Genomic DNA, 21,895 nt, shown 5'->3' with positions numbered 1-21,895 from the left:
ACAAAATGAATCTAATTTTGCAACATGGAAAGAGCGATTGCACATATGGATTTAGACACCTTTTTTGTCTCCTGTGAAAGATTGAAAAACTCAGCATTAGAAAAATCACCTGTTATCGTGGGAGGTGGAGATCGTGGAGTTGTTGCCTCCTGTTCTTATGAAGCACGATATTTTGGGGTAAGAAGCGCTATGCCTATAAAAATGGCGCTCAGATTATGTCCGGAAGCAAAAGTAATTAAAGGAGATATGGAATACTACTCCAATATGTCACATACGGTTACAGAAATCATTAAAGAAAAAGTTCCGGTATTGGAAAAGGCAAGCATTGATGAATTTTATATGGATCTTTCCGGAATGGATCAGTTTTTTGGGTGCTATCAATGGACCACAGAAATTGCGGAATCGATCCTTAAAAACACCGGCCTTCCCATCAGTTTTGCTTTATCGACAAATAAAACAGTTTCAAAAATTGGGACCGGAGAATCTAAACCCCTAGGAAAGCTGGAAGTGACCGCACCCAATATTCAAAATTTCTTAAATCCTTTGTCTGTAAGAAAGATTCCGATGGTGGGACCTGAAACCTTTCAGTTGTTCTCAAGATTAGGAATAAAAACGATAAAAACCCTTTCTGAAATGCCTGTCGAAGTATTGCAGCAGCTTGTAGGGAAAAATGGACATACCCTTTGGAAAAAAGCCAATGGCATCGATGAAACTCCTGTAATTCCCTATTCTGAAAGAAAATCAATCTCCACGGAAAACACATTTTCTCAGGACACGATCGATATTCATCAAATCAGATGTGTATTGTCCGGAATGGTAGAACAATTGGCTTTTCAGCTGAGACAGGAAAAATGGCTTACCTCAACAATTTCTGTAAAAATCAGATATTCAAATTTTGATACAGAAACCAAACAGTGCAAAATTCCATACACTTCAGCAGATCACACTTTGCTGAAATATGTTTTGGAACTTTTTAAAAAAGTGTATACCCGAAGAATGAGAATTCGCCTGATTGGAATCAAATTCACCGGTTTGGTGCACGGCTGTCATCAAATGAATTTGTTTGATGATACAGAAGAACTCATCTCTTTATATCAAACCATGGATAAAATTAAGAACAGGTTCGGCACGTCCAGTGTAGGCAGAGCCTCGGGTTTACTAAAATAGTGATCGATTATGTTTCTGAATTGTCATTCTTATCACAGTTTACGTTATGGAACCATTTCTGTTCAGGATTTGGTTAAGCAGGCTGCTGATTTTAAAATTAAAGTATTGGCACTCACTGATATCAATACTGTTACCGGAATCTATGATTTTTATAAACTTTGCAAAGACCGCAACATCAAACCTATTGTAGGCGTTGAAGCACGGGTTGAAAACCAATTCTACTACATTTGTCTGGCGAAGAATCAAAAAAGTATTGCAGAGATCAACAGGCTTTTAACCGATTACAATTGTGAAGGCATCGATATTCCCAAACAAAACCCAATCTTAAAAAACACCATTGTTATTTATTCTCTTCAAGATATTCCGGAAAAATTACTGGACCATGAATTTATTGGAATCAGACCGGAAGAATTAAACCTGTTAATAAAACCTGAACTCAAGGCTTGGCTTCATAAAATGGTGATTCTGCATCCCATTACCTTTAAAACGAAGGAGGAATATGACCTGCATAAAATATTAAGAGCGATAGATCAAAATACTTTAATCAGTAAACTTTCAGAAAATGATTATTGTAAAGACACCGAAATTTTTGTCAATAAGAAAGCGCTTTTAAATAAGTTCAAGGATTACCCCCAAATTATTGAGAACACCAAATACATTGTCAATGAATGCAGTTTTGATTTTGATTTCTCCACGCCTAAAAACAAGAAACACTTTACAGACAGTAAGAAAAACGACTTTAAAATGCTGGAAAAGCTGGCTTATGAAGGATTGAGCAGAAAATATTCCGCAGATAATATAGCAGCAAAAGCAAGAATGGAGAAAGAATTGGGCGTTATAGACCAGCTTAATTTCTGTGCTTATTTCCTTATTACCTGGGATATTATTCAGTACAGCAACCGCATGGGTTTTATGCATATGGGAAGGGGAAGCGGCGCCAATTCCATTGTCAGTTATTGTATAGGCATCACCGATATTTGTCCACTGGAACTGGACTTGTATTTTGAGAGATTTTTAAACCTTAACCGAAAAACGCCACCCGATTTCGATATCGACTGGAGCTGGCAAACAAGAGATACCATTTTAGAATACATTTTTAATAAATATGGAAAAGACCATGTGGCATTCTGCGGAACGAATGTAGAATTTAAATACAAATCTATTTTTCGGGAAGTGGGTAAAGCTTTTGGTTTGCCTAAAGAAGAATTAGATGCTTTAGCTACAAAACCACTGGAATCTCACGATATAAATTCTGTATCACGATTGGTTCACAAATACGGAAAGCTCTTAGAAAAATATCCCAATCAAAGAAGCATGCATTCATGTGGAATCCTCATCTCCGAAGAACCGATTACCAATTATACCGCTTTAGAAATGCCACCCAAAGGTTTTCCTATTGTGCAGTTTGACATGCACACCGCAGAAGATATCGGTTTGGAAAAATTTGATATTTTATCGCAGAGAGGATTGGGTACCATTAAAGATACAGTGGACCTTGTTAAAGAAAAAAGAGGAATAACCATCGATATTAAAGATACTACGCTTTCAAAAAACGAAACAAAATGCAATGAATATCTGAGTATCGGAAAAACCATTGGGTGCTTTTATATCGAAAGTCCCGCCATGCGCGGCTTATTGAGAAGACTAAAATGTGACAATTATAAAGTATTGGTCGCTGCATCTTCTATTATACGGCCGGGTGTAGCGCAGAGTGGAATGATGAAAGAATATATTTTCCGCCATAACAATCCTACCCAATTCGAATATTTTCATGACGTCTTTAAAAAGGAATTGGGCGAAACGTATGGAATTATGGTCTATCAGGAAGATGTAATTAAAATAGCCTTGCATTTCGGTGGATTATCTGCCACTGATGGAGATGTATTGAGACGCGCAATGAGCGGTAAAGGAAGATCTTTATCAGCATTACAAAAAGTGAAAGACCATTTCTTTGAATCCTGTCAGAAACTGGGACATCCCGAGCAATTATCTTCAGAAGTTTACCGTCAGATTGAATCATTTGCGGGATATTCTTTCTGCAAAGCTCATTCCGCTTCCTATGCCGTAGAAAGCTATCAGAGTCTCTATCTAAAAGTTTATTATCCAATTGAGTTTATGGTGTGTGCCATCAATAATGGTGGAGGTTTCTACAGAACGGAAGTTTATATTCATGAAGCTAAAATGTCTGGCGCAATAATTAACAACCCTTGTGTTAATCTGAGTGAATATCAAACCACCGTTTACGGAATCGAGGTTTATCTCGGATTAATGCATATTGAAAAGCTGGATCAGAAAATTGGCATGCTGATTCCCGAAGAAAGAAAACTTAACGGAGATTACGAATCCCTGGAAAACTTTACCAAAAGAATTCCGATCGGTATTGAAACTTTACAGATTTTGATTTTTATTGGAGCTTTCCGATTTACGGGAAAGCAAAAACACGAACTGTTAATAGAAGCACGATTTTTATTGGCCAACAATAAGACCGTTTTCAAACAGGCCACTTTACTCGATGAGCCACAAAAAAACTATCAGTTACCGGAAATTAACAGGAATCCTTTTGAAGATGCATTTGATGAAATTGAAATCTTAGGTTTTCCCGTTTCCTACAGTCCTTTTGATTTGTTACAGACCAAATATCGAGGAACAGTAATGGCAAAAGATCTGATTAAATATCATAAAAAGCAGGTAAAAATGCTGGCGTACCTTATTTCCAGAAAACATGTTCCCACAAAAAGAGGAATCATGTTTTTCGGAACATGGATTGATGCGGAAGGAGAATATTTTGATACCGCTCATTTTTCAGATTGTCTTGCACAATATCCATTTCAGGGTGGTGGCTGCTATTTGCTTCTGGGAACGGTAGAAGTTGATTTTCATTTTCCCACCATTACCATTCATAAAATGGCAAAGATGCCGTTTATACCAGATCCCCGATATTCAATGGATAAAGAAAAATCTGCTGAAGCACAGCATAAATTAAAGGAAGACGTAAGCATGACTTCGCGAAAACCTTATCCACAAGAGCATGAAATTGGCTTACCCAGAATGAAAATAAATACTATAACCTTATAAATTTGAAAATATTTAAAGAAAATTTTGTGGATATGATTATCAAGTAGGCACCAAAAAAAATGCTTTAAAAACAATGTTTTAAAGCATTTGAACTACTTGTTATGCAGTTGCGATCCGGACGGGATTCGAACCCGCGACCTCCGCCGTGACAGGGCGGCATTCTAACCAGCTGAACTACCGGATCAATTTTGTAAAAGTAAAATTGTAAACCTTATGCGATCCGGACGGGATTCGAACCCGCGACCTCCGCCGTGACAGGGCGGCATTCTAACCAGCTGAACTACCGGATCAATTAGAATAAATAATTTAAACCACGTTTGAAAACCTGTCGTCAACTCTTGTTAAGATGACTGATCATAGATTTCAACCAGGTGAATTATCGAATATTTTAGTTTGTAAGAACGTCTTTCTTTTTGGTGAGTGCAAAAGTACAAATTTTATCAGACACTCCAAACAATTTTCAAAAAAAATGCTTCCCTAATTAGGAAAGCACTCATTTTCAAGCACCTTAATTTTATAAATGTGCAGATAATTTTTCAGTAATTACTTCTTTTGAAGCTACACCAACGATTTTGTCTACTACTTCTCCGTTTTTGAAAATCAAAACAGTAGGAATATTTCTAATTCCGTAATCTACAGAAACCTGCTGATTGTTATCAACATCTACTTTTCCTACGATTGCTTTTCCTTCAAAATCATTAGCAACTTCTTCGATGATGGGTCCTAACATTCTACATGGTCCACACCATACTGCCCAAAAATCTACTAATACTGGTTTATCTGAATTCAATACCGTTTCCTGAAACGATTGATCTGTAATCTCTAATGCCATTTTTCTAATTTTTAAATTTTTTTTGTATCTAATTTCTTTGTCAAATTTACAATATTCCTGCCAATTTCGGGATTGATTTATCTATGCTCCACATTTGTTTTTTCTATCTCGAAGCCGTGTGCAATTTCCGCTACACCACTTACCAGCGCATCAATTTCCGCTTTGGTGGTCAAGTGACTGAAAGAAACCCGCAATGGAGTTGTTTCCATCATCTCTTCCTCATCCAAAATCATCATCATCACCATAGATGGTTTAGACGCGCCAGATGAACAGGCACTTCCCTGCGATATTGCGATTCCCTGCATATCTAATTTCAAACCGATCATCGGATCTTTGAAAGGAAGTAAAACGCTTAATACCGTATAAAGGCTCTTGTCCATTTCAGAACTTCTGCCGTTAAATTTAACTCCCTTTATTTTTTCTGAAAGCTGCGTAATGGCATATTGCTTAATTTCTTTGATGTAATTTGCGTAGGAATCCATATTATTTAAATACAGTTCCAGCGCTTTTCCTAAACCTACAATTCCACACACGTTTTCTGTGCCTGCACGTAAACTTCTTTCCTGTGGTCCTCCGGTGATAATTCCTTTTAAGCCCGTTGCTTTTCTGATAAAGGCAAAACCACTTCCTTTTGGACCGTGAAATTTATGGGCACTGCACGATGCAAAATCTACCGGAATATCAGAGAAATCCAAATCCATATGTGCCATTGATTGCACCGTATCAGAGTGGAACAGGGCATTATTCTCCTTGCAGAGTTCCGCAACCTTTTTAATGTCTAACAGATTTCCTATCTCGTTATTTGCATGCATTAAAGTAACCAAAGTTTTCTTTTCAGAATTCTTCAGAACCTCTGCCAATTCTTCTATACTGATATCTCCTCTGCTATCCGGACGCAAATAAACGACTTCAATGCCTTTTCTTTTCTTCAGGTCCATCACGGTTTCTGAAACACATTTATGTTCCATAGGTGAAGTGATAATTCTTTCGACTCCACAATGATCCACGCAAGATTTGATGATCATATTATTGGATTCTGTTCCACATGACGTAAAAATAATTTCCGCCGGCGTAACTTTTAAATATTCTGCTACTTGCCTACGAACATTTTCAATTAAAATTTTAGCTTCCTGCCCTAAGCTGTGCGTGGAGGATGGATTGCCGTAGTTATTTTTTAGAACATTAACCATGGCATCTATTACTTCTTCGGAAAGTGGCGTTGTTGCCGCGTTATCCAAATATATTTTATTCATTTATTAGATTTTCTTAATAAGATTTTTCGGAGCATAAAATTAATGAAAAAATTTAAACTGACTCTCATCTGCCCACTCCATCATTTCACGATCCCCCGAAGTATCTCCAAAAGCAATAATTTTATCGTATTTTTTACCTTTAGTCGCTTCTTTTAACCGCTCTACTTTTTCAGCTCCGTTGCAATTTTTACCAATAAAATTACCCGTGAAAATATCATCAACAAACTCCGCACGGGTCGCCAGCAGATTCATCTTAAATTTTTCTGCAAAAGGTTGAACCCAAATATCGAGAGAGGCAGAAACAATATAACTTTCAGTGTGGTTCCGGTCAATACTCTCTATAAATTCTAAAGCATTTGTCCGAAAAATTTCCGGATAGTATTTTTCAAAAAACTGTTGGGATTTTTTTTCAATTTTCTCTTTTGATTCTCCCTTTAAAATAGAAGCAATAAAACTCTTTTTGATTTTTTCAGCTTCTACCAGCTTTAATTTTAATAAAACAAAAAGAGGAACATGTTTCACAAACTGCATTCGGAATTTCGAGGAATTGTAAAATTTGAGATAGAGAAACATGGTATCATTGTAGGTTAAAGTTCCATCAAAATCAAAACAGTATAATTTTTTCATTTTTTTTAAATAGATTTTAAGAAGTTTCCTTTAAACTTACAATTTATTTTATTAAAGTTTAAATTTCTTAAAAATAAATTCGGGTATATTTCTAATAACCAACATAATAATAGACCATATCGGTAAAACATATGCTACATTCTTTTTATTTTTGTAAGCTTTGTAAATGGCTTCAGCTGCCTGTTTCGGACTTGCCGTTAATTTTGGATTGAGCGGCAAACCTTCGGTCATTTTAGTCGCCATAAAACCTGGCTTTATGGTGAGCACGTGGACTTTTTTACTAAAAAGATAATTCCGCAAACCGCTCAAATATGCAGTTAAACCAGCCTTTGCACTGCCGTAAATAAAATTACTTTGTCGACCGCGGTCACCCGCTACGGAGGAAAGTACGATCATGGTACCACTACGCTGTCTTTCCATTTTCTCTGCAAAAAAATTAAGAACAGGAATTAATTTAGCATAATTTACATCGATTATTTTCTTTGTATTTCGATCATCATACAGCCCTTCCTCGGTTCCTTCCCCAAGATATCCCGTCGCGCAGAAGAGAAGATGAGAATTAATATCATCAAGCATATTAAAATCAAGTTCCTGTAACAGATCAAGTTCGATAATCTCAGACTGTTGAATATATTTTACTTCGAGATGTTTTGAAAATTTTTCGGTCGTTTCTTTATTTGAAGTGAGGAGGAAAATTTTAGAAAATTTTTCCCCGGCATCTAAGGCTTTTTCCACAAAGGCCTGTGCTACTTCTGAATTGCTTCCTAGAACGATCATATTGATAGTGTAATTTTCGGCATTTTAATTTCGGATAAGAAAATATTTTTGATCAGCTATTTTGAATTCTTTTCTGTTGTAAAGACTGAAATTTAGAATTTTGAACATTCTCCAAATAATTGGTCAAGGAAGATTTGCTCATAGAATCTTTGGTTAAATAAATTCGCCCTCCATATTCCTCTACAATCGAATCAAGTTGTGCGACCAGTTTTTTAAGTTTTGAATTCACTTTAAAATCCAAAGCCAAGGTGTAACCTTCCTGCGGGAAAGAATTATATGCTTCGGGATTGTTTTTACCAAAAAGTTTTAAGACCGCGAGAAAAGAACCGTTTCCACTTTTGGCAATGGTTTCTAAAATTTTCCTCATGCCTTCTTTCCCTTTCTCTTTCGGAATCACCATTTGATACTGGATGAAACCTTTTTTGCCATAAATTTTATTCCAGTCGTTAACGATATCCAGCGGATAAAAAAACGATTCGTAATGAACAAAATTTTTGACTGTTTTTTTTCTTTGTTTATTGAAATACAGCAAATTAAACAATTTCACCGTCAGATTATTTAGAACAAAGCCGGGAAAATAAAAAGGGACAGATGGATTAATTCCTTTTTTTAATTCTAAAGGATTCTGTTGCTGTTTTTGAGAGATCTGATGTTTAAAAGCATGTTCGCCACGCATCAGAATGCTTCTTCCCAAATTTTTATCTTTCTGTAAACAGTCGATCCAGGCCACATTATAAGTCCACGATTCACTTTCTTCAAAGAGGCGGAAAATCTCGTCTAAATTATCAGCTTTAATACTTTCCTGATAAATATAAGAGGTTTCTATATTTTTTAATTTGAATTTTGCCGAAAGAATGATTCCTGTAAGTCCCATTCCTCCAATGGTTGCCCAAAATTTTTCCTGATTTTCATCTCGGGAACATTTGAGGACTTCTCCCCTTTCATTCAATAATGAAAATTCTAAAACATATTCTGAAAAGCAACCTTCAGCATGATGATTTTTACCGTGAACATCAGATGCAATTGCGCCACCCACGGTCACAAATTTGGTTCCGGGCGTTACAAAGAGAAAATAACCTTGCGGTACAATTACTTCTAAGACCTGAGAAAGTAAGACGCCAGATTCACATTCGATCACACCGTTTAAACGGTCGAAACTGATGAATTTATTGAGTCTTTTGGTAGAAAATATATGTTCCGAGAGTGCCGAATCGCCATAACATCTGCCGTTCCCGCGGGCAATAATTTCGTTATGATTTTTTACAAAGTCTATTATTTTAGATAAAGAATCTTCAGACTTCATTTCTTTTTCCACTACGGGAAAATTACCCCAGTTCGCTACTTCCTGTTTATAATTTGGTTTCATTTTTTAAAATAAATTTGAAGTAAAAAGGCAACTAACCAAAGTACCATGGTTACCTGAATATAACGATCCTTGTAAATAATTTTGGTTGGTGATTCGGTTTTATTATACACCAAAGTCTGTTGCAGATAACGTAAAAACGCAAACACTACAAAAAATACGGTGTAAAAAACGCGTGGATGGAATTTCTGTTGCACTTCTGGTGATAAGGTAAACATTAAATAACAAACGATTGCCAATGCACAACTGATGGAAAGTGCGATATCTGCAAACTGAACATTGTAACCATCGAGTGATTTTCTTGTTCTGCCTGAAATCTGAGCATTTATAAGTTCCCCTCTTCGCTTTCCTATTGCTAAAACCAGTGCCAATACAAAAGTAAGTAATATTGCCCACTGCGAGATTAAAATACCGGTGGCATAACCTCCTGCCAAAACCCGTAAAACAAAACCGATAGCGATAATACAAACATCAACAATCGCCACATGCTTCAATTTAAAAGTGTAGGCTAAATTCATCACAAAGTAAAAGGAAATGATGGAGGAAAACTTCCAAAGATGGTCTCCAAAATAGTCTTTCGCACTAAAAACGACCGTAACAACGATTGCTAATAAAATTCCTAAAATTATTTTTGCAGTAACCTTCGAAATTACACCGCTGGCTAAGGGTCTGTCTTTTTTTTGAGGATGCTTCCGGTCTGATTCAATATCTGAATAATCATTAATAATATAAATACTGCTGGCCGTAAGCGAAAAAATGATAAATGCCAAAATACTTCGGGTCAGCAAATCGACATTGGTAATATTTCCGGAAAAAAATAGTGGTGCAAAAACAAAAAGGTTTTTCACCCATTGTTCAACACGGAGCAGTTTTAAATATTTCGTCATTTATGTAAAAAATCAGTTGCAAAATTAGTGAATTAATAATAAAAAAATCCGCCGAAGCGGATTTCTATAGATCTTATTCAATCTTTATTTATTGACCTGATTTTGCATCGTTGATCATATTTTCATTTGCAGTAATTGCAAATTCTACTCTTCTGTTTTCTGCTCTACCAGCATCGGTATCATTAGAAGCAATTGGATCTTGCTCACCCATACCCATCGTCATCATTCTGGAAGAAGCAATTCCTTTAGACATCATATAGCTTTTTACAGCAGCTGCTCTTCTGTCAGATAATGAAAGGTTATAACTGTCGCTACCTTTACTGTCGGTATAACCGTAGATATTAATGTTGGTATCCGGATTATTTGATAAAACCTGAACCAATTTATCGAGGTTAGCCATAGCAGATGAAGTTAAATTTGAAGAATCAAAAGCAAAGTTGACCATATTTTCTTTCATTGTCACTCTAATTCCTTCTCCTACTCTTTCTACTTCAGCTCCAGGAAGGGTTTCTTTGATTTCTTTGGCTTGCTTATCCATTTTGCTACCGATGACGTTACCTGCAACTCCTCCTACAATTCCTCCAAGTACTGCTCCTAAAGGTGCATTTTTACCTTTACCGATATTGTTACCAAGAACGCCTCCCAATACTGCACCAGCAGAGGTTCCTATAACAGTTCCTCTCTGTTGATTATTTGAATTTTTTACAGCTTCACAACTTGTCATCACCATTGAAGTGGAGATAAATAAGGCTGCTATACTTGTTTTGTTAATAAATTTCATAATGTTTTATTTTATTTTTTTAATATTTATTATTTCATTCCAGTTCTAGAAAAATTGTAAACTACTCTTACATTTTCTCCATTTGACGGAATATTTTGTTCTAAGCTAAAATTGTCATTGGTTTGACTTACTAAATTAAGAGAGTAACCGGAAGTTACTGCTTTTGCTTTTGAACCTTCCATTAATTTTTTAAACTTAAATTCAGTTCCGTTTACGACCTCGAATTTAATTGGCTGTATAACACTCGGACAATCACCACCACCGTTGATGGTATAAGATCCCGTCCAGTTGTTCGGTATAAGTCTCCAATGGCTGCCTACGAAACATTGTGCATCTGCATTTTCATCAAAAGGCTTCACTTTGTAATTGCTGTCGTAATCAACACTTGTAATTTCCCAATCTCCTTTCAACTGTAAAAATTCAGCCTTATTCGCTTGTGCGGTTTTTGCAGTAGAACATGAAACAGTCATTGCTGCTCCGATAATTCCTGCTAATAATAAATTTTTCATAGTATTAAAATTAATTAGATATTACTTACAAAAAACCGTGCCATAATGTTAAAAACAAAAAAATCCGACGAATCGGATTTTTTTGAAGTGTATTCAATTATTTTCTGCTTACCTTTTTCTTTTTCACCTTACTCGGAGCAATTTTAGTCGAAGTAGGCTTGTAAAAATTAGTATATGCGTATTCTGCGGCTTTTTTCAAATCAATTACACCGCCTGCTTCAGAAATCAGGTCGAATCTGTTATTTGTATTCGAACTGATCATCGCGTTAACAGTTGATTTATTCGAAGTTTTTACGAAAGATTCAATGATCTGGGCAGGAGTTAAATTTGGCATATGAGCCAGTAAAACTGAGGCTGCACCGGCAACAACCGGAGAAGCCATGGATGTTCCCTGAAGATATTCATACGTATTTTTGGGAACGGTAGAATAAATTTCAGTACCTGGAGCGAAAACGTTTACCAATTTCTGATTGTAATTGGAAAAATTAGCTCTCAAAAATTCATTATCTTTTGTAGAAGCTCCTACCACAATCATATTGTTAATAAAAGGTTTCGCATCTTCTACAGACTTGTAATTGGTAGGAAAATAGACATGCTCTGCAATATCTTCGTTGTCATTTCCGGCGGCTTTTACCAAAAGCACTCCTTTGGATTCGGCATATTTAAAAGCTTCCCAAACGACCTCTTTCCCCGGAGAAACCGGTTTTCCAAAACTCATGTTCAGAATTCTTGCGCCGTTATCCACGGCATATCGAATGGCATTTGCAACATCTTTATCTCTTTCATCACCATCCGGTACCGCACGCACGGTCATAATCTTAGCCGTTTTGTATCCTACACCATATTGTATCTGGTCACCTTGTGGTAATCCTGCAATAATTCCTGCCACGTGTGTACCGTGTTTTGCATCAGGACCTTCGTAATGATTATTTCCGTAATTTTTCTCTTTGTAATTATCATAATCATCACCAACCATAGAAGCGCGCGGATCATAATCCAGGTTATACTGCTTTGTTGCCTGTGGCTCATAATAATCTAAAGCTTCTTTCATTTGACCTTCCAGTGCTTTCTGAACTTCAGCGGGTGATTTCCCTGCCATAGAAGGATCTCTGCTGATTTGTCCCAGAACATTCACCGCCATCATCTGTTCCGGCGTTGCTGGTTTAATCGTAGCAAGCACTTCAGGAGTAAGGTTTTGACCATTCAGTAGTGAAATCATAGAAGGAATCATTTGCTGGATTCTCTTATAGGTTTCATAATTTTGTTTAGCCTCAACGCTTTTTTTGGTAAAAATTTCTTTTGAGGTCATGTACATTGCAAATTCTGCAGGCATCTTTGCCTGATTTGCTTTGTTTTCGGTAGAATTTGGACCTTCGAAAATGGGTTGATATTTTTTAACGACCCGCGTAACTTCCATATTGTCGATATCGATGTCGCCATTTTTCCCACCACTGAAATTCCAGCCATATACATCATCAATGTAGCCATTGCCATCATCGTCTTTCCCATTATTAGGAACCTCATTAGGGTTCTTCCACATATTCTGAATCAAACCGGGATGGTCGACCTGAACTCCACTATCCAAAACACCAACAATAACTGGTTTTGGTGTCAGACCTTTGGATTCTAAAAATTTATAAGCGTTTTGGGTATTGACTCCATATACATTACTTGAGGCAAAGTCCTGATGATACCAAGTCATCAAATCTTTGTCTTTCATTGGGTCTAATGTGGTGTCTGCAGTTTGTGCAAATGCTGCAAATCCTGTCATAAACCATGCTGCAATCAGTATCTTTTTCATATGTATCACTATTTCGATTTAATATTATTTATATAAGTCAAAGATTCCGGGCCTTTGTTACAAAGAAGATCAATTATGGACAAGTCCTCTAAAAAACCATATTTATCAGAAAATGTCTGATAATATTCTTCCATGTCGAAGTTTGTCTGGAGTTTGGGTGAGAATTGATCTCTGTAGTTCTGTTGCTCCGGTTCTTTGAAATACTCTTCTGTGAATGTAAAGTCCTTTTCTACTTTCAAGATCTTTTGGATGATTTTTAAAGCATGAAGGTTAAATTCCATTAAAGAATTTGTTTTAAAAGTGAAGATTTTTTCGAGTTGATCCTCATAAAATTCAAAAAATGGGGAGCTCTGATACGCTGTTTTTATAGATTTCCAATGAATCTGTTGCCACTTTTCCCGGTGCGAAACATTAATTTCGCTGATCAGTCTTGTACCATCATGATTAATAGGAATGATCAATGATAATTTACCATTAGCACCGTAAACATTGGTTCTGTTACGGAAGGTTTGCTTCGGAAAATTCTCAAATTTTTCAAAAATAACTTCGTGATCTGGGTTTAAAAAAATGGAGAACCAGGAAATTGGTGGAAGATAAAATATGGGTAATAAAACTTGCATTGTATTCAAATGATTTATTGATGATCTTGTAAATTATTACAAATTCATTGTTTAAAAAACGAAATTCCTAGCCCCGATGGAAGCGGCATCCTTTTATGAAACTTCAGTGGAATAAAAGATAGAGCGGACAGCGGGAAACAGCTCCTAAAAAAATTAAATATCTTCTTCTTTCTTTTTGAAAAGTTTCATAATATAATCCCAGCCGAAAAAGAGGCCTAAAATCAATACCGCAACCCACCAATAGGATGTTTTATGCAATTCTCCGGTATTGGTTGCTTTGAACATACGGTCCCAACGGATTGTTTTACCAGCCGGCTGATAGGTAGAACTGTTGTCGGCGAAAAGCCCCTCAACACTTAACCAAGTAAACATAGGCGATCCTACGATATTTTCTTCCGGAACAAAGCCGAAAAAACGGGCATCTAAGGAAGCATCACGGTTGTCCCCGATCATCATATAGTAATCCTGCTGAATGGTATATTGGGTTGCTTCTTTGCCATCGATAAAAATTTTACCGTTCTTATTTTCAAGATGATGATGTTCGTATTCAGAAATAATCCATTGATATTCGGGCAAAGTTTCCTGATTTAAAGTAACAACGTCGCCTTTTTTCGGAATTCTGAGCGGTCCGTACCAATCTTGGTTCCAGCCTTTATTGATAGGGAAGATCGATTGGGTGGTGTCGATATTTTTGGTGTAAGCATCTCTTGCGGCATTAACCTTATATGAAACTCCGGGAGTATCTTTTTCCCAAATATGCTCTTTTAGTTCTATGATCTGAGGCAGTTCTCTAATTTCTTTTGCAGTCTTATCCGTTAGACCTTGGAAATCGTAGAGAAATCCATTTTGAGTCTGAACTTCCTGAACCGGTAAAAATCCATAGGTTCTGTATAATGCGGGAATATCGAGCTGACTTCCGGTTGTTGCAATATACTTGTGCTGCATTTGCTGATCGCCTAAAATCTGTTCAGGCTTTCCATTGATGGAAAGTTTACCTGCTCTAAATTCAAGAACATCTCCTGCCACTGCAACACATCTTTTAACATAAGGATCTTTTCGGTCAATTGCAGTATGAACCGAATCCTGAGGATAATTAAAAACGACGATGTCATTTTTCTTCGGCTTTTTTAACTGTAATAACCTAAGGTAAGGCAATTTAACTCCTTCTACATATGATTTTGGATCATCTTTCGGATTTCCTTTTTCCCCGGTATCCATAATGGTTCCCTGCAAGAATGGGATCGCAACCGGTCGCATTGGCATTCTGTAGCCGTAAGACCATTTATTCACAAAAAGAAAATCGCCGACCATTAATGTACGTTCCATAGATCCCGTAGGAATACCAAAAGGCTGGGTAACGAAAATATGAATAACCGTCGCGAATACCACCGCAAAAGTAATTGATCCTACAAAAGTATCTTTTTTCTTTTCCAGGTGTTCTTCGTTGGTAAGATATAATTCTTCTTTCTGAACCTCCGGATCTTTGGAGTAATTGACTGACGCCATATAAATAAACGGAAGAATAATGGTAAGAAGCTTCTGAACAAAAGAAGATTTGCCAAAATGACTCATTAAGAACAAATGAAAAACCGTCATCATAATAGGTCCTATAATAGGAAGATAAGAAAGTATCGCCCACCATTTTGAATGTCCCGTTTCCTTTAAAACAATATAATAATTATAAAAGGGAACGAAAGCAAAAAGAGGGTTATAACCCATTATTTTGAAAAGTTTCCAAGTTGAAAGTCCCATTAACACTGAAATAATCAGGACGTAAACCGAATAAGTAAGAAAGTAATCCATATTTTGTAGCTTATGGCTATTAGTTTAATTTTATTGAATATTGTTACAGATCCACGCTTTATAAGTCATTTAGAATGACTAATTAATTCGTAAAACTTTTATTATTTATCAAACAGGACATCTTTTATGGTGAAATTTCCTTTTTTGCCGATAATCCATTCTGCGGCAATTACTGCACCGAGTGCAAATCCATTTCTGTTAAAAGCGGTATGTTTAATTTCAAGTTCATCAACGGCGCTTTTATAAGAGACGCGGTGTGTACCAGGAACTTCATCTTGTCGCAAGGCAAAAATACCGAGTTCTTTATTTTGAGTTTCGTCCAGTTTCCAGGCATCGAAACGGTCATCGTTTTTTATAATTCCTTCCGCTAAGGAAATGGCGGTTCCACTTGGCGCATCTTTCTTGTGCGTGTGGTGAATTTCTTCGAGCTGAACCTGGTATTCTGGAAAACCTTTCATTAAATCAGCTAATTTTTCATTCAAAGCAAAAAAAAGATTAACGCCTAAAGAAAAATTTGACCCATATAAAAAAGCGGTATTATTTTTTAAGGCAATTTCCTCGATTTCAGATTTACGGTCCAGCCAACCCGTTGTTCCACAAATTACAGGAATGTTATGTTCCAGACCTACTTTAATATTTTCAAAAGCAACTTCCGGATTAGAAAACTCAATGATCACATCCGGATTATTTAAATTATCCTTTGTTGGCGTCTCATTTAATCTGGCTACAATTTCATGGCCTTTTTTGGTGGCAATATCGTCAATAATATGCCCCATTTTTCCGTAACCAACCAATGCTATTTTCATAACGGTAATACGCTCAGGCGTATGATTTTAAATTAAAAATTATAACTTAGACTTAATCCTGCTTTTGAATTTGTTTTACCAAACTCGTCAAAAATCACAGTGGGTTTTAAGGCTAAATCCGGATCTTTTCTACCTTCATATAAATGCGCATCAACTACGGCATCTACAATATTCAGAACATAGATTAAACTTGTAATTGCGATTGCATAATCCCGTTGTCTTTTTGCGCGATCCTGTGTTCGCCCCAACACTTCTTTGGTAACCCCCGGAATATCGGAAAACTCATGTTCCTGCCCATTCAATTCGGCTATAAAAGCATCACGATACCGGTCATACCTTTTTTGATTCCACAAAGTTACGCCAACACCGGTTCCGATTGCGCCCCAAACAATAGGTATTTTCCAGTATTTTCGATTATAATATTGTCCTAACCCCGGCAATACGGCAGAATACAATCCCGCTTTGGTAGGATTATATTTCATTGCTTTGGCAGGAGCATTTGCTTCCTTGATATCTTCTAAGACTGCAATATCGGAGGGTGCTTTTTTAGTAGACACCGAATCCGTAGGGTAATTTTCTACACGGATCGTATCTTTCGGACTGATTTGTGCGAAAACCTGTAGAGAAAAAAGGAATAAAATTAATAGGGTGAATCTTTGCATCATCTAAAATGTGAAAGAATTTGATCCAGCTCTTCTTCATTCTTAAAATCGAGCACTATTTTCCCTTTCTTGCCATTGGCCGCGGTTTTTATTTCAACCTTTACGTCTAAAATATCCGCTAAATTTTTCTCGAACTTTTTATAATGATTAGGTTTTGCAGCAGGAGTTTTTTTAAGTGAAACTTTCGGCTCCTTCATCAAACTGGCTTCTTGTTCTGCCTGACGAACACTTAGATTTTCTTTAACTATTTTATTAAAGAATTCCTGTTGTTTTTCAGGATCTTCGACACTGATGATGGCACGGCCATGACCGGCAGAAATTTCGCCACTTCGAATAGCATTCTGAATATCGGGACTTAAGCGCAGCAAACGGATGGAATTGGTAATGGTACTTCTTTCCTTCCCGACGCGTTGACTTAAATTTTCCTGAGTCATGCCAATTTCCTCCAATAATCTTTGGTAAGTTAAAGCAATTTCGATTGCATCTAAATCTTCTCTCTGGATATTTTCAACCAAAGCCATTTCCAGCAATTCCTGATCATTAACCAAACGTATGTAGGCAGGAATACTTTTCAATCCTGCAATTTTACTGGCTCTAAAACGACGTTCACCGGAAATAATTTCGAATTTACTTCCGTCTTTTCGTAAAGTAATTGGCTGAATCACGCCTAAATTTCGGATTGACTGTGCTAAATCATTCAGCGCTTTTTCATCAAAGTAGGTTCTGGGTTGGGAGGCATTCGCTTCGATATCTTCAATCGCGACTTCCATAATATTACCCACAAATTTGTCTGCTCCTTCATCTGTAGCTGAGTTGACCGACGCTTTGGATTCTGCACTCAAAATTGCGCCTAAACCGCGACCCATTGCTCTTTTCTTATCCTTCATTCTAAAAATATTTTGTTGATTTCAGGTGCTTAAATGTATCAAGCTCCTCAAATTTTTCTTAATTATTAATAAGGTTTTCATTTTTTAATAAAACCTCTTCTGCCAATTGCAGATACTGAATGGCACCTTTACTTTCCGCATCATAATTTAAAATGCTCTCTCCAAAACTTGGAGCTTCACTTAAACGCACATTTCGACTGATAATTGTTTCGAAAACCATTTCCGGAAAATGAAGATGAACTTCTTCTACCACTTGATTTGAAAGCCGCAAACGAGAATCAAACATGGTTAAAAGCAAACCTTCGATATCTAAATCAGGGTTATGAATTTTCTGAACGTTTTTAATGGTGTTCAATAATTTACCTAAACCTTCCAAGGCAAAATATTCACACTGAATGGGAATGATGACAGAATCTGAGGCAGTTAAGGCATTTACCGTGATCAAACCTAAACTTGGCGCACAGTCAATAATGATGTAATCGTAGTCATTTTTGATGGTTTCCAAAGCCTTTTTAAGCATATATTCACGATTCTCGCGATCTACCAATTCAATTTCTGCCGCCACCAAATCAATATGTGACGGAATAATATCCAGGTTTGGAGAAGCTGTTTTCTGTATACATTTTTCTACTTCAACACTGTGTTCCAACAAGTGATAAGTAGAAAAAGTAGCGTCTTCAATACCCAAACCCGAAGTTGCATTTGCCTGAGGATCAGCATCGATCAAGAGAATTTTTTTCTCTAAAACCCCTAATGCTGCTGCCAGATTAACTGCGGTGGTTGTTTTACCTACCCCACCTTTCTGATTTGCAACTCCTATAATTTTCGCCATGGTATAAAAATTTAATCTCCAAAAATACACTTTTTTATCATTTTCAAACGATTCCGAAACCTTTAAATAAAGTTAAAGTATTATAAAACAAAGGATTGGAAATAAAAAAAATTATCCACAAAACAATATATTTTGTGGATAACTCTTTATTTACTGAATTGAACATTTATTTACTCAAACTGCATGGTAATGGGAAATTTAAAATAGCTTCTCACGTTCTCCCCATTTAATTTTGCCGGAATCCATTTTCCTTTCACCGCTTTCACTGTTTTTTCAGCCTGACGGTTAAAATCAGAATTTGGTCCTGAAGCTTTAACATCACTAATTGTTCCATCTTTCTCTACAATAAAAGTTATCGTAGTTCTCACCGTTTCAGAAGTTCCATCCATGACAGAAGTATCAAATTTATTGACGACTGTGTTTCTAAATGCGTCAATTCCTCCCGTAAATTTGGCTTCTATATCAACACGGGTTTTCGGACTGTTGTCAACAGGTTTAGGAGGACCAATTTCTGTTTTATTTCCAGGAACAGTATTTATAACAGGTGGATTTGAAGTGATGACTGGTGGTTCGCCAATCACGTTTTCTATTCCTACTACTGCATCTTTATAATCCGATTGTTTTGGCATTACCGTTTCTACTTTTGCATTTCTTGTTGGCGTCACTAAACGTGAATCAATTGTATTTACGTTCGTTTGTGCCGGCGGCGTTACATGAACTACCGGTGGTACTTCTGGCGGATCATTCACCTCTGTGATTACAAAAGGCGGTGGCTCCGGTACAGTAACAATTGGTTCCGTACTTTTAAAGACGTTAATGAGTAAAGGAGTTATTGCAATCATTGCAAAAACACCAATTCCCAGAAACATCGATTTTGTAAGAATATGATCTGCATTGTTTCTTAATGCATACGCACCATAATTTTTGTTTCTGTTTTCGAAGAGGATTTCATCTAGTTGAAATTCGTTGTTTTGGAGTAAATTTTTCATATCACTAAATTATTTTAATTGGTTGTTTTTAAAATTCAATGATTATTAGCTTTAGTTAAATATTATTAAACAATTATCAAATTCTAAACCAATTTATTATCAATTAAAAACTAAAACAATTCAAAACATAGCATAAGAATAATTTCAACCTAAAAATATAAAAACCACACTTTTCAGCGTGGTTTTGATTTATAATTTTCGTAAAATTATTGTAAAATATTAAAATAATTCTTTTCGGATAATATTTTGACTTCTTTCCGGTCCTACAGAAACCAGGTAAACATTAATTCCTAAATGGTTCTCAATAAACTCGATGTATTTCTTAGCATTTTCCGGAAGTTCATCGTAGGTTCTTGCATGCGTGATATCTTCTGTCCAACCTTGCAACTCCTCATAAATCGGTTCATAGTTGTATAGTTTTGTAGTTGATGAAGTGAAGTAATCGATTATTTTACCGTCTTCTGTTTTATATTTCGTCGCAATTTTCAAAGTAGAAATCCCGGAAAGCACATCCAGTTTTGTAATCACCAAATTATTGATTCCATTGATCATGGTTGCATGTTTTAGCGAAACCAAATCGAGCCACCCACATCTTCGTGGTCTTCCCGTTGTTGCACCGAATTCATGACCCACTTTTCGCATCTCAGCTCCAATCTCGTCGTTTAGTTCTGTAGGAAAAGGACCATTTCCAACTCTGGTTGTGTATGCTTTTGCCACTCCGATCAAATTCTGCAGACTTGTTGGTGGAACTCCGGCTCCGGAACAAACACCGCCCGTTGTTGGCGAAGAAGAAGTTACATATGGATAGGTTCCGAAATCAATATCTAACATTGCGGCCTGAGCACCTTCAAACAAGATATTTTTACCGTCATGAATTGCTTCATTTAATTCTACTTCGGTATCAACAATTCGATCTTTCAATGTTTCGCCCAGAGCTAGAAATTCATTATAAATTTCATCAAAGTCTAATTTCGGTTTCTCAAAATACTTTTCGAAAAGTGAATTTTTAGTTTTAAGATTCTTCTTGATTTTTTCTGCTAATACTTCCGGATTCAGCAAATCCACCATGCGAATTCCAACTCTTGCGATCTTATCTTCATAACAAGGTCCAATCCCTTTTTTAGTGGTTCCAATTTGGGTTCCGCCTTCTTCTTCTTCCCGATAAGTATCAAGCAAAATATGATAAGGCATAATGACATGCGCTCTTCTGCTGATAAAAACGTGATCGGTACGCATTCCTTTTTCTTCGATTTGACCGATTTCTTTCAAAAATGCTTTTGGATTTACTACGACTCCGTTTGCAATGATACACTTTCCTTTACATTGCAAAACTCCCGATGGAAGCAAGTGTAAAACGAATTTTTCATCCCCCACATATACTGTATGACCCGCGTTATCACCACCTTGGAAACGTACTACATAGTCAGATTTTGCAGAAAGTACATCTGTAATTTTCCCTTTGCCTTCGTCACCGTACTGAAGACCAACCACAACGTAAGTTGCCATAATTTACTTTTTTTTAGATTTCTACAAAAATAGTTTTAATAATAATCTTGAACAAAATTTAGGGCTAAAATATTTACGTCCTTTATATAGGGTCTGAATTAGGCAACTTCACTTTCGAATAATTTCCGTAAATTTGCACTTTAGAAAACCGTATGGAAGTAGTTAAAATACACGATAAAGAGTTCGTTCCTTATCTTAAGAACGAAGAAATTCAAACCCTTATTAAAGATCTCGCCTTAAAAGTTTACGAGGATTATAAAGATGAAACTCCAGTTTTCATAGGAGTTTTAAACGGTGTAATTATGTTTTTTGCTGATTTCCTTAAGCATTATCCGGGTCCTTGCGAAATTGCTTTTCTTCAGATGAGTTCCTATGTGGGTGGTTTGCAATCTACGGGAATTGTCTACAAAAAAATGGACTTAACAAAAGAAGTGGAAGGCAGACATATTATCTTAATGGAAGATATTATTGATACCGGCAACACCATTGAAAGTCTTTTTGAATATTTTAAAAATACCCAACGACCAAAATCTTTAAAAGTAGCATCTTTATTATTAAAGCCGGATGTGTACAAAAAAGAATTCAAAATTGATTACGTTGCAAAAGAAATTCCCAACAAATTTGTCTTAGGTTACGGCCTGGATTATGATGAATTAGGAAGAAACCTTCCGGATCTTTATCAATTGTCTGAGGGAAGAATCAATCATTAAAATAAATC

The 21,895-nt window shown here is 36.3% G+C and carries 20 protein-coding genes and 2 tRNA genes; 3 read left to right on the top strand and 19 right to left on the bottom strand.

The genetic code is table 11. The annotated features are described in order from the left end of the window. Positions 1–24: 24 nt before the first annotated feature. Positions 25–1,167 (top strand): DNA polymerase IV, encoded by a 1,143-nt coding sequence (gene dinB, locus EIB73_RS00885; RefSeq protein WP_125021734.1) that lies wholly within the window; start codon positions 25–27, stop codon positions 1,165–1,167. Positions 1,168–1,176: 9 nt separating this feature from the next. After that, positions 1,177–4,242 carry a DNA polymerase III subunit alpha gene (locus EIB73_RS00880; protein WP_125021732.1) on the top strand — a complete coding sequence of 1,022 codons (3,066 nt, stop codon included), beginning with the start codon at positions 1,177–1,179 and terminating at the stop codon, positions 4,240–4,242. Positions 4,243–4,352: 110 nt separating this feature from the next. Here EIB73_RS00880 and EIB73_RS00875 read toward each other — a convergent pair. The 19 genes from EIB73_RS00875 to EIB73_RS00785 form a co-directional block, all read right to left on the bottom strand. Next, positions 4,353–4,426, bottom strand: a tRNA-Asp gene (locus EIB73_RS00875). A 32-nt stretch (positions 4,427–4,458) separates the two neighbouring features. Continuing rightward, positions 4,459–4,532, bottom strand: a tRNA-Asp gene (locus tag EIB73_RS00870). Between the two features lie 224 nt (positions 4,533–4,756). After that, on the bottom strand, positions 4,757–5,074 hold the full coding sequence (trxA, locus tag EIB73_RS00865) for a thioredoxin (protein WP_125021730.1): 318 nt from the start codon (positions 5,072–5,074) through the stop codon (positions 4,757–4,759). Between the two features lie 77 nt (positions 5,075–5,151). After that, positions 5,152–6,327, bottom strand: coding sequence for a cysteine desulfurase family protein (locus EIB73_RS00860; RefSeq protein WP_125021728.1), 1,176 nt, complete (start codon positions 6,325–6,327; stop codon positions 5,152–5,154). A 39-nt stretch (positions 6,328–6,366) separates the two neighbouring features. Beyond that, entirely contained in the window at positions 6,367–6,954 is a 588-nt protein-coding gene (locus EIB73_RS00855; protein WP_125021726.1) for an HAD family hydrolase, read from the bottom strand. A 51-nt stretch (positions 6,955–7,005) separates the two neighbouring features. Beyond that, the gene (locus tag EIB73_RS00850) at positions 7,006–7,731 is read right to left on the bottom strand and encodes an SDR family NAD(P)-dependent oxidoreductase (protein WP_125021724.1); all 726 of its coding nucleotides are present in this window, start codon (positions 7,729–7,731) and stop codon (positions 7,006–7,008) included. Positions 7,732–7,783: 52 nt separating this feature from the next. Next, on the bottom strand, positions 7,784–9,097 hold the full coding sequence (locus EIB73_RS00845; RefSeq protein ID WP_125021722.1) for an FAD-binding oxidoreductase: 1,314 nt from the start codon (positions 9,095–9,097) through the stop codon (positions 7,784–7,786). Beyond that, on the bottom strand, positions 9,094–9,981 hold the full coding sequence (locus EIB73_RS00840) for a decaprenyl-phosphate phosphoribosyltransferase (RefSeq protein WP_125021720.1): 888 nt from the start codon (positions 9,979–9,981) through the stop codon (positions 9,094–9,096). Before EIB73_RS00840 ends, EIB73_RS00845 begins: the two co-directional genes overlap by 4 nt. Positions 9,982–10,069: 88 nt before the next feature. Continuing rightward, on the bottom strand, positions 10,070–10,762 hold the full coding sequence (locus tag EIB73_RS00835; RefSeq protein ID WP_125021718.1) for an OmpA family protein: 693 nt from the start codon (positions 10,760–10,762) through the stop codon (positions 10,070–10,072). A 29-nt stretch (positions 10,763–10,791) separates the two neighbouring features. Further along, the gene (locus EIB73_RS00830) at positions 10,792–11,271 is read right to left on the bottom strand and encodes a lipocalin family protein (RefSeq protein ID WP_125021716.1); all 480 of its coding nucleotides are present in this window, start codon (positions 11,269–11,271) and stop codon (positions 10,792–10,794) included. Between the two features lie 97 nt (positions 11,272–11,368). Next, positions 11,369–13,072: a S8 family serine peptidase gene (locus EIB73_RS00825; protein WP_125021714.1), complete on the bottom strand. Its 1,704-nt coding sequence runs from the start codon at positions 13,070–13,072 to the stop codon at positions 11,369–11,371. An 8-nt stretch (positions 13,073–13,080) separates the two neighbouring features. Further along, complete coding sequence (locus tag EIB73_RS00820) at positions 13,081–13,692, bottom strand: WbqC family protein (protein ID WP_125021712.1); 612 nt, start codon at positions 13,690–13,692, stop codon at positions 13,081–13,083. Positions 13,693–13,845: 153 nt separating this feature from the next. Further along, positions 13,846–15,495, bottom strand: a complete 1,650-nt coding sequence (lepB, locus tag EIB73_RS00815; protein ID WP_125021710.1) for a signal peptidase I — start codon at positions 15,493–15,495, stop codon at positions 13,846–13,848. A gap of 101 nt (positions 15,496–15,596) precedes the next feature. Then, positions 15,597–16,301, bottom strand: coding sequence for a 4-hydroxy-tetrahydrodipicolinate reductase (dapB, locus tag EIB73_RS00810; RefSeq protein WP_125021708.1), 705 nt, complete (start codon positions 16,299–16,301; stop codon positions 15,597–15,599). Between the two features lie 32 nt (positions 16,302–16,333). Next, positions 16,334–16,966, bottom strand: a complete 633-nt coding sequence (locus tag EIB73_RS00805; protein ID WP_125021707.1) for a DUF5683 domain-containing protein — start codon at positions 16,964–16,966, stop codon at positions 16,334–16,336. Then, positions 16,963–17,850 carry a ParB/RepB/Spo0J family partition protein gene (locus EIB73_RS00800; RefSeq protein WP_125021705.1) on the bottom strand — a complete coding sequence of 296 codons (888 nt, stop codon included), beginning with the start codon at positions 17,848–17,850 and terminating at the stop codon, positions 16,963–16,965. The genes EIB73_RS00805 and EIB73_RS00800 overlap by 4 nt, the downstream gene beginning before the upstream one ends. A gap of 58 nt (positions 17,851–17,908) precedes the next feature. After that, positions 17,909–18,682: a ParA family protein gene (locus EIB73_RS00795; RefSeq protein WP_125021703.1), complete on the bottom strand. Its 774-nt coding sequence runs from the start codon at positions 18,680–18,682 to the stop codon at positions 17,909–17,911. Between the two features lie 170 nt (positions 18,683–18,852). Then, the gene (locus EIB73_RS00790) at positions 18,853–19,671 is read right to left on the bottom strand and encodes an energy transducer TonB (protein ID WP_125021701.1); all 819 of its coding nucleotides are present in this window, start codon (positions 19,669–19,671) and stop codon (positions 18,853–18,855) included. 219 nt (positions 19,672–19,890) lie between these two features. Beyond that, positions 19,891–21,177: an adenylosuccinate synthase gene (locus tag EIB73_RS00785; protein WP_125021699.1), complete on the bottom strand. Its 1,287-nt coding sequence runs from the start codon at positions 21,175–21,177 to the stop codon at positions 19,891–19,893. Positions 21,178–21,329: 152 nt separating this feature from the next. Here EIB73_RS00785 and hpt point away from each other — a divergent pair, with 152 nt between their 5' ends. Beyond that, a complete protein-coding gene (gene hpt / locus EIB73_RS00780) occupies positions 21,330–21,887 on the top strand; it encodes a hypoxanthine phosphoribosyltransferase (protein WP_125021697.1) in 558 nt (185 codons plus the stop codon). The last annotated feature ends 8 nt before the right edge of the window (positions 21,888–21,895 follow it).

Origin of the sequence: Kaistella carnis (assembly GCF_003860585.1) — a bacterium.
Taxonomy (GTDB): domain Bacteria; phylum Bacteroidota; class Bacteroidia; order Flavobacteriales; family Weeksellaceae; genus Kaistella; species Kaistella carnis.
This window is presented reverse-complemented; position numbering and strand designations above follow the sequence as displayed.

Excerpts from the sequence above, each read along its gene's own strand:
- dapB (WP_125021708.1), bottom strand. The coding sequence starts at position 16,301 with ATGAAAATAGCATTGGTTGGTTACGGAAAAATGGGGCATATTATTGAC.
- EIB73_RS00790 (WP_125021701.1), bottom strand. The coding sequence starts at position 19,671 with ATGAAAAATTTACTCCAAAACAACGAATTTCAACTAGATGAAATCCTC.
- EIB73_RS00880 (WP_125021732.1), top strand. The coding sequence starts at position 1,177 with ATGTTTCTGAATTGTCATTCTTATCACAGTTTACGTTATGGAACCATT.
- EIB73_RS00855 (WP_125021726.1), bottom strand. The coding sequence starts at position 6,954 with ATGAAAAAATTATACTGTTTTGATTTTGATGGAACTTTAACCTACAAT.
- EIB73_RS00800 (WP_125021705.1), bottom strand. The coding sequence starts at position 17,850 with ATGAAGGATAAGAAAAGAGCAATGGGTCGCGGTTTAGGCGCAATTTTG.
- EIB73_RS00795 (WP_125021703.1), bottom strand. The coding sequence starts at position 18,682 with ATGGCGAAAATTATAGGAGTTGCAAATCAGAAAGGTGGGGTAGGTAAA.
- lepB (WP_125021710.1), bottom strand. The coding sequence starts at position 15,495 with ATGGATTACTTTCTTACTTATTCGGTTTACGTCCTGATTATTTCAGTG.
- EIB73_RS00820 (WP_125021712.1), bottom strand. The coding sequence starts at position 13,692 with ATGCAAGTTTTATTACCCATATTTTATCTTCCACCAATTTCCTGGTTC.
- dinB (WP_125021734.1), top strand. The coding sequence starts at position 25 with ATGGAAAGAGCGATTGCACATATGGATTTAGACACCTTTTTTGTCTCC.
- trxA (WP_125021730.1), bottom strand. The coding sequence starts at position 5,074 with ATGGCATTAGAGATTACAGATCAATCGTTTCAGGAAACGGTATTGAAT.
- hpt (WP_125021697.1), top strand. The coding sequence starts at position 21,330 with ATGGAAGTAGTTAAAATACACGATAAAGAGTTCGTTCCTTATCTTAAG.
- EIB73_RS00845 (WP_125021722.1), bottom strand. The coding sequence starts at position 9,097 with ATGAAACCAAATTATAAACAGGAAGTAGCGAACTGGGGTAATTTTCCC.
- EIB73_RS00850 (WP_125021724.1), bottom strand. The coding sequence starts at position 7,731 with ATGATCGTTCTAGGAAGCAATTCAGAAGTAGCACAGGCCTTTGTGGAA.
- EIB73_RS00840 (WP_125021720.1), bottom strand. The coding sequence starts at position 9,981 with ATGACGAAATATTTAAAACTGCTCCGTGTTGAACAATGGGTGAAAAAC.
- EIB73_RS00785 (WP_125021699.1), bottom strand. The coding sequence starts at position 21,177 with ATGGCAACTTACGTTGTGGTTGGTCTTCAGTACGGTGACGAAGGCAAA.
- EIB73_RS00835 (WP_125021718.1), bottom strand. The coding sequence starts at position 10,762 with ATGAAATTTATTAACAAAACAAGTATAGCAGCCTTATTTATCTCCACT.
- EIB73_RS00860 (WP_125021728.1), bottom strand. The coding sequence starts at position 6,327 with ATGAATAAAATATATTTGGATAACGCGGCAACAACGCCACTTTCCGAA.
- EIB73_RS00805 (WP_125021707.1), bottom strand. The coding sequence starts at position 16,966 with ATGATGCAAAGATTCACCCTATTAATTTTATTCCTTTTTTCTCTACAG.
- EIB73_RS00825 (WP_125021714.1), bottom strand. The coding sequence starts at position 13,072 with ATGAAAAAGATACTGATTGCAGCATGGTTTATGACAGGATTTGCAGCA.
- EIB73_RS00830 (WP_125021716.1), bottom strand. The coding sequence starts at position 11,271 with ATGAAAAATTTATTATTAGCAGGAATTATCGGAGCAGCAATGACTGTT.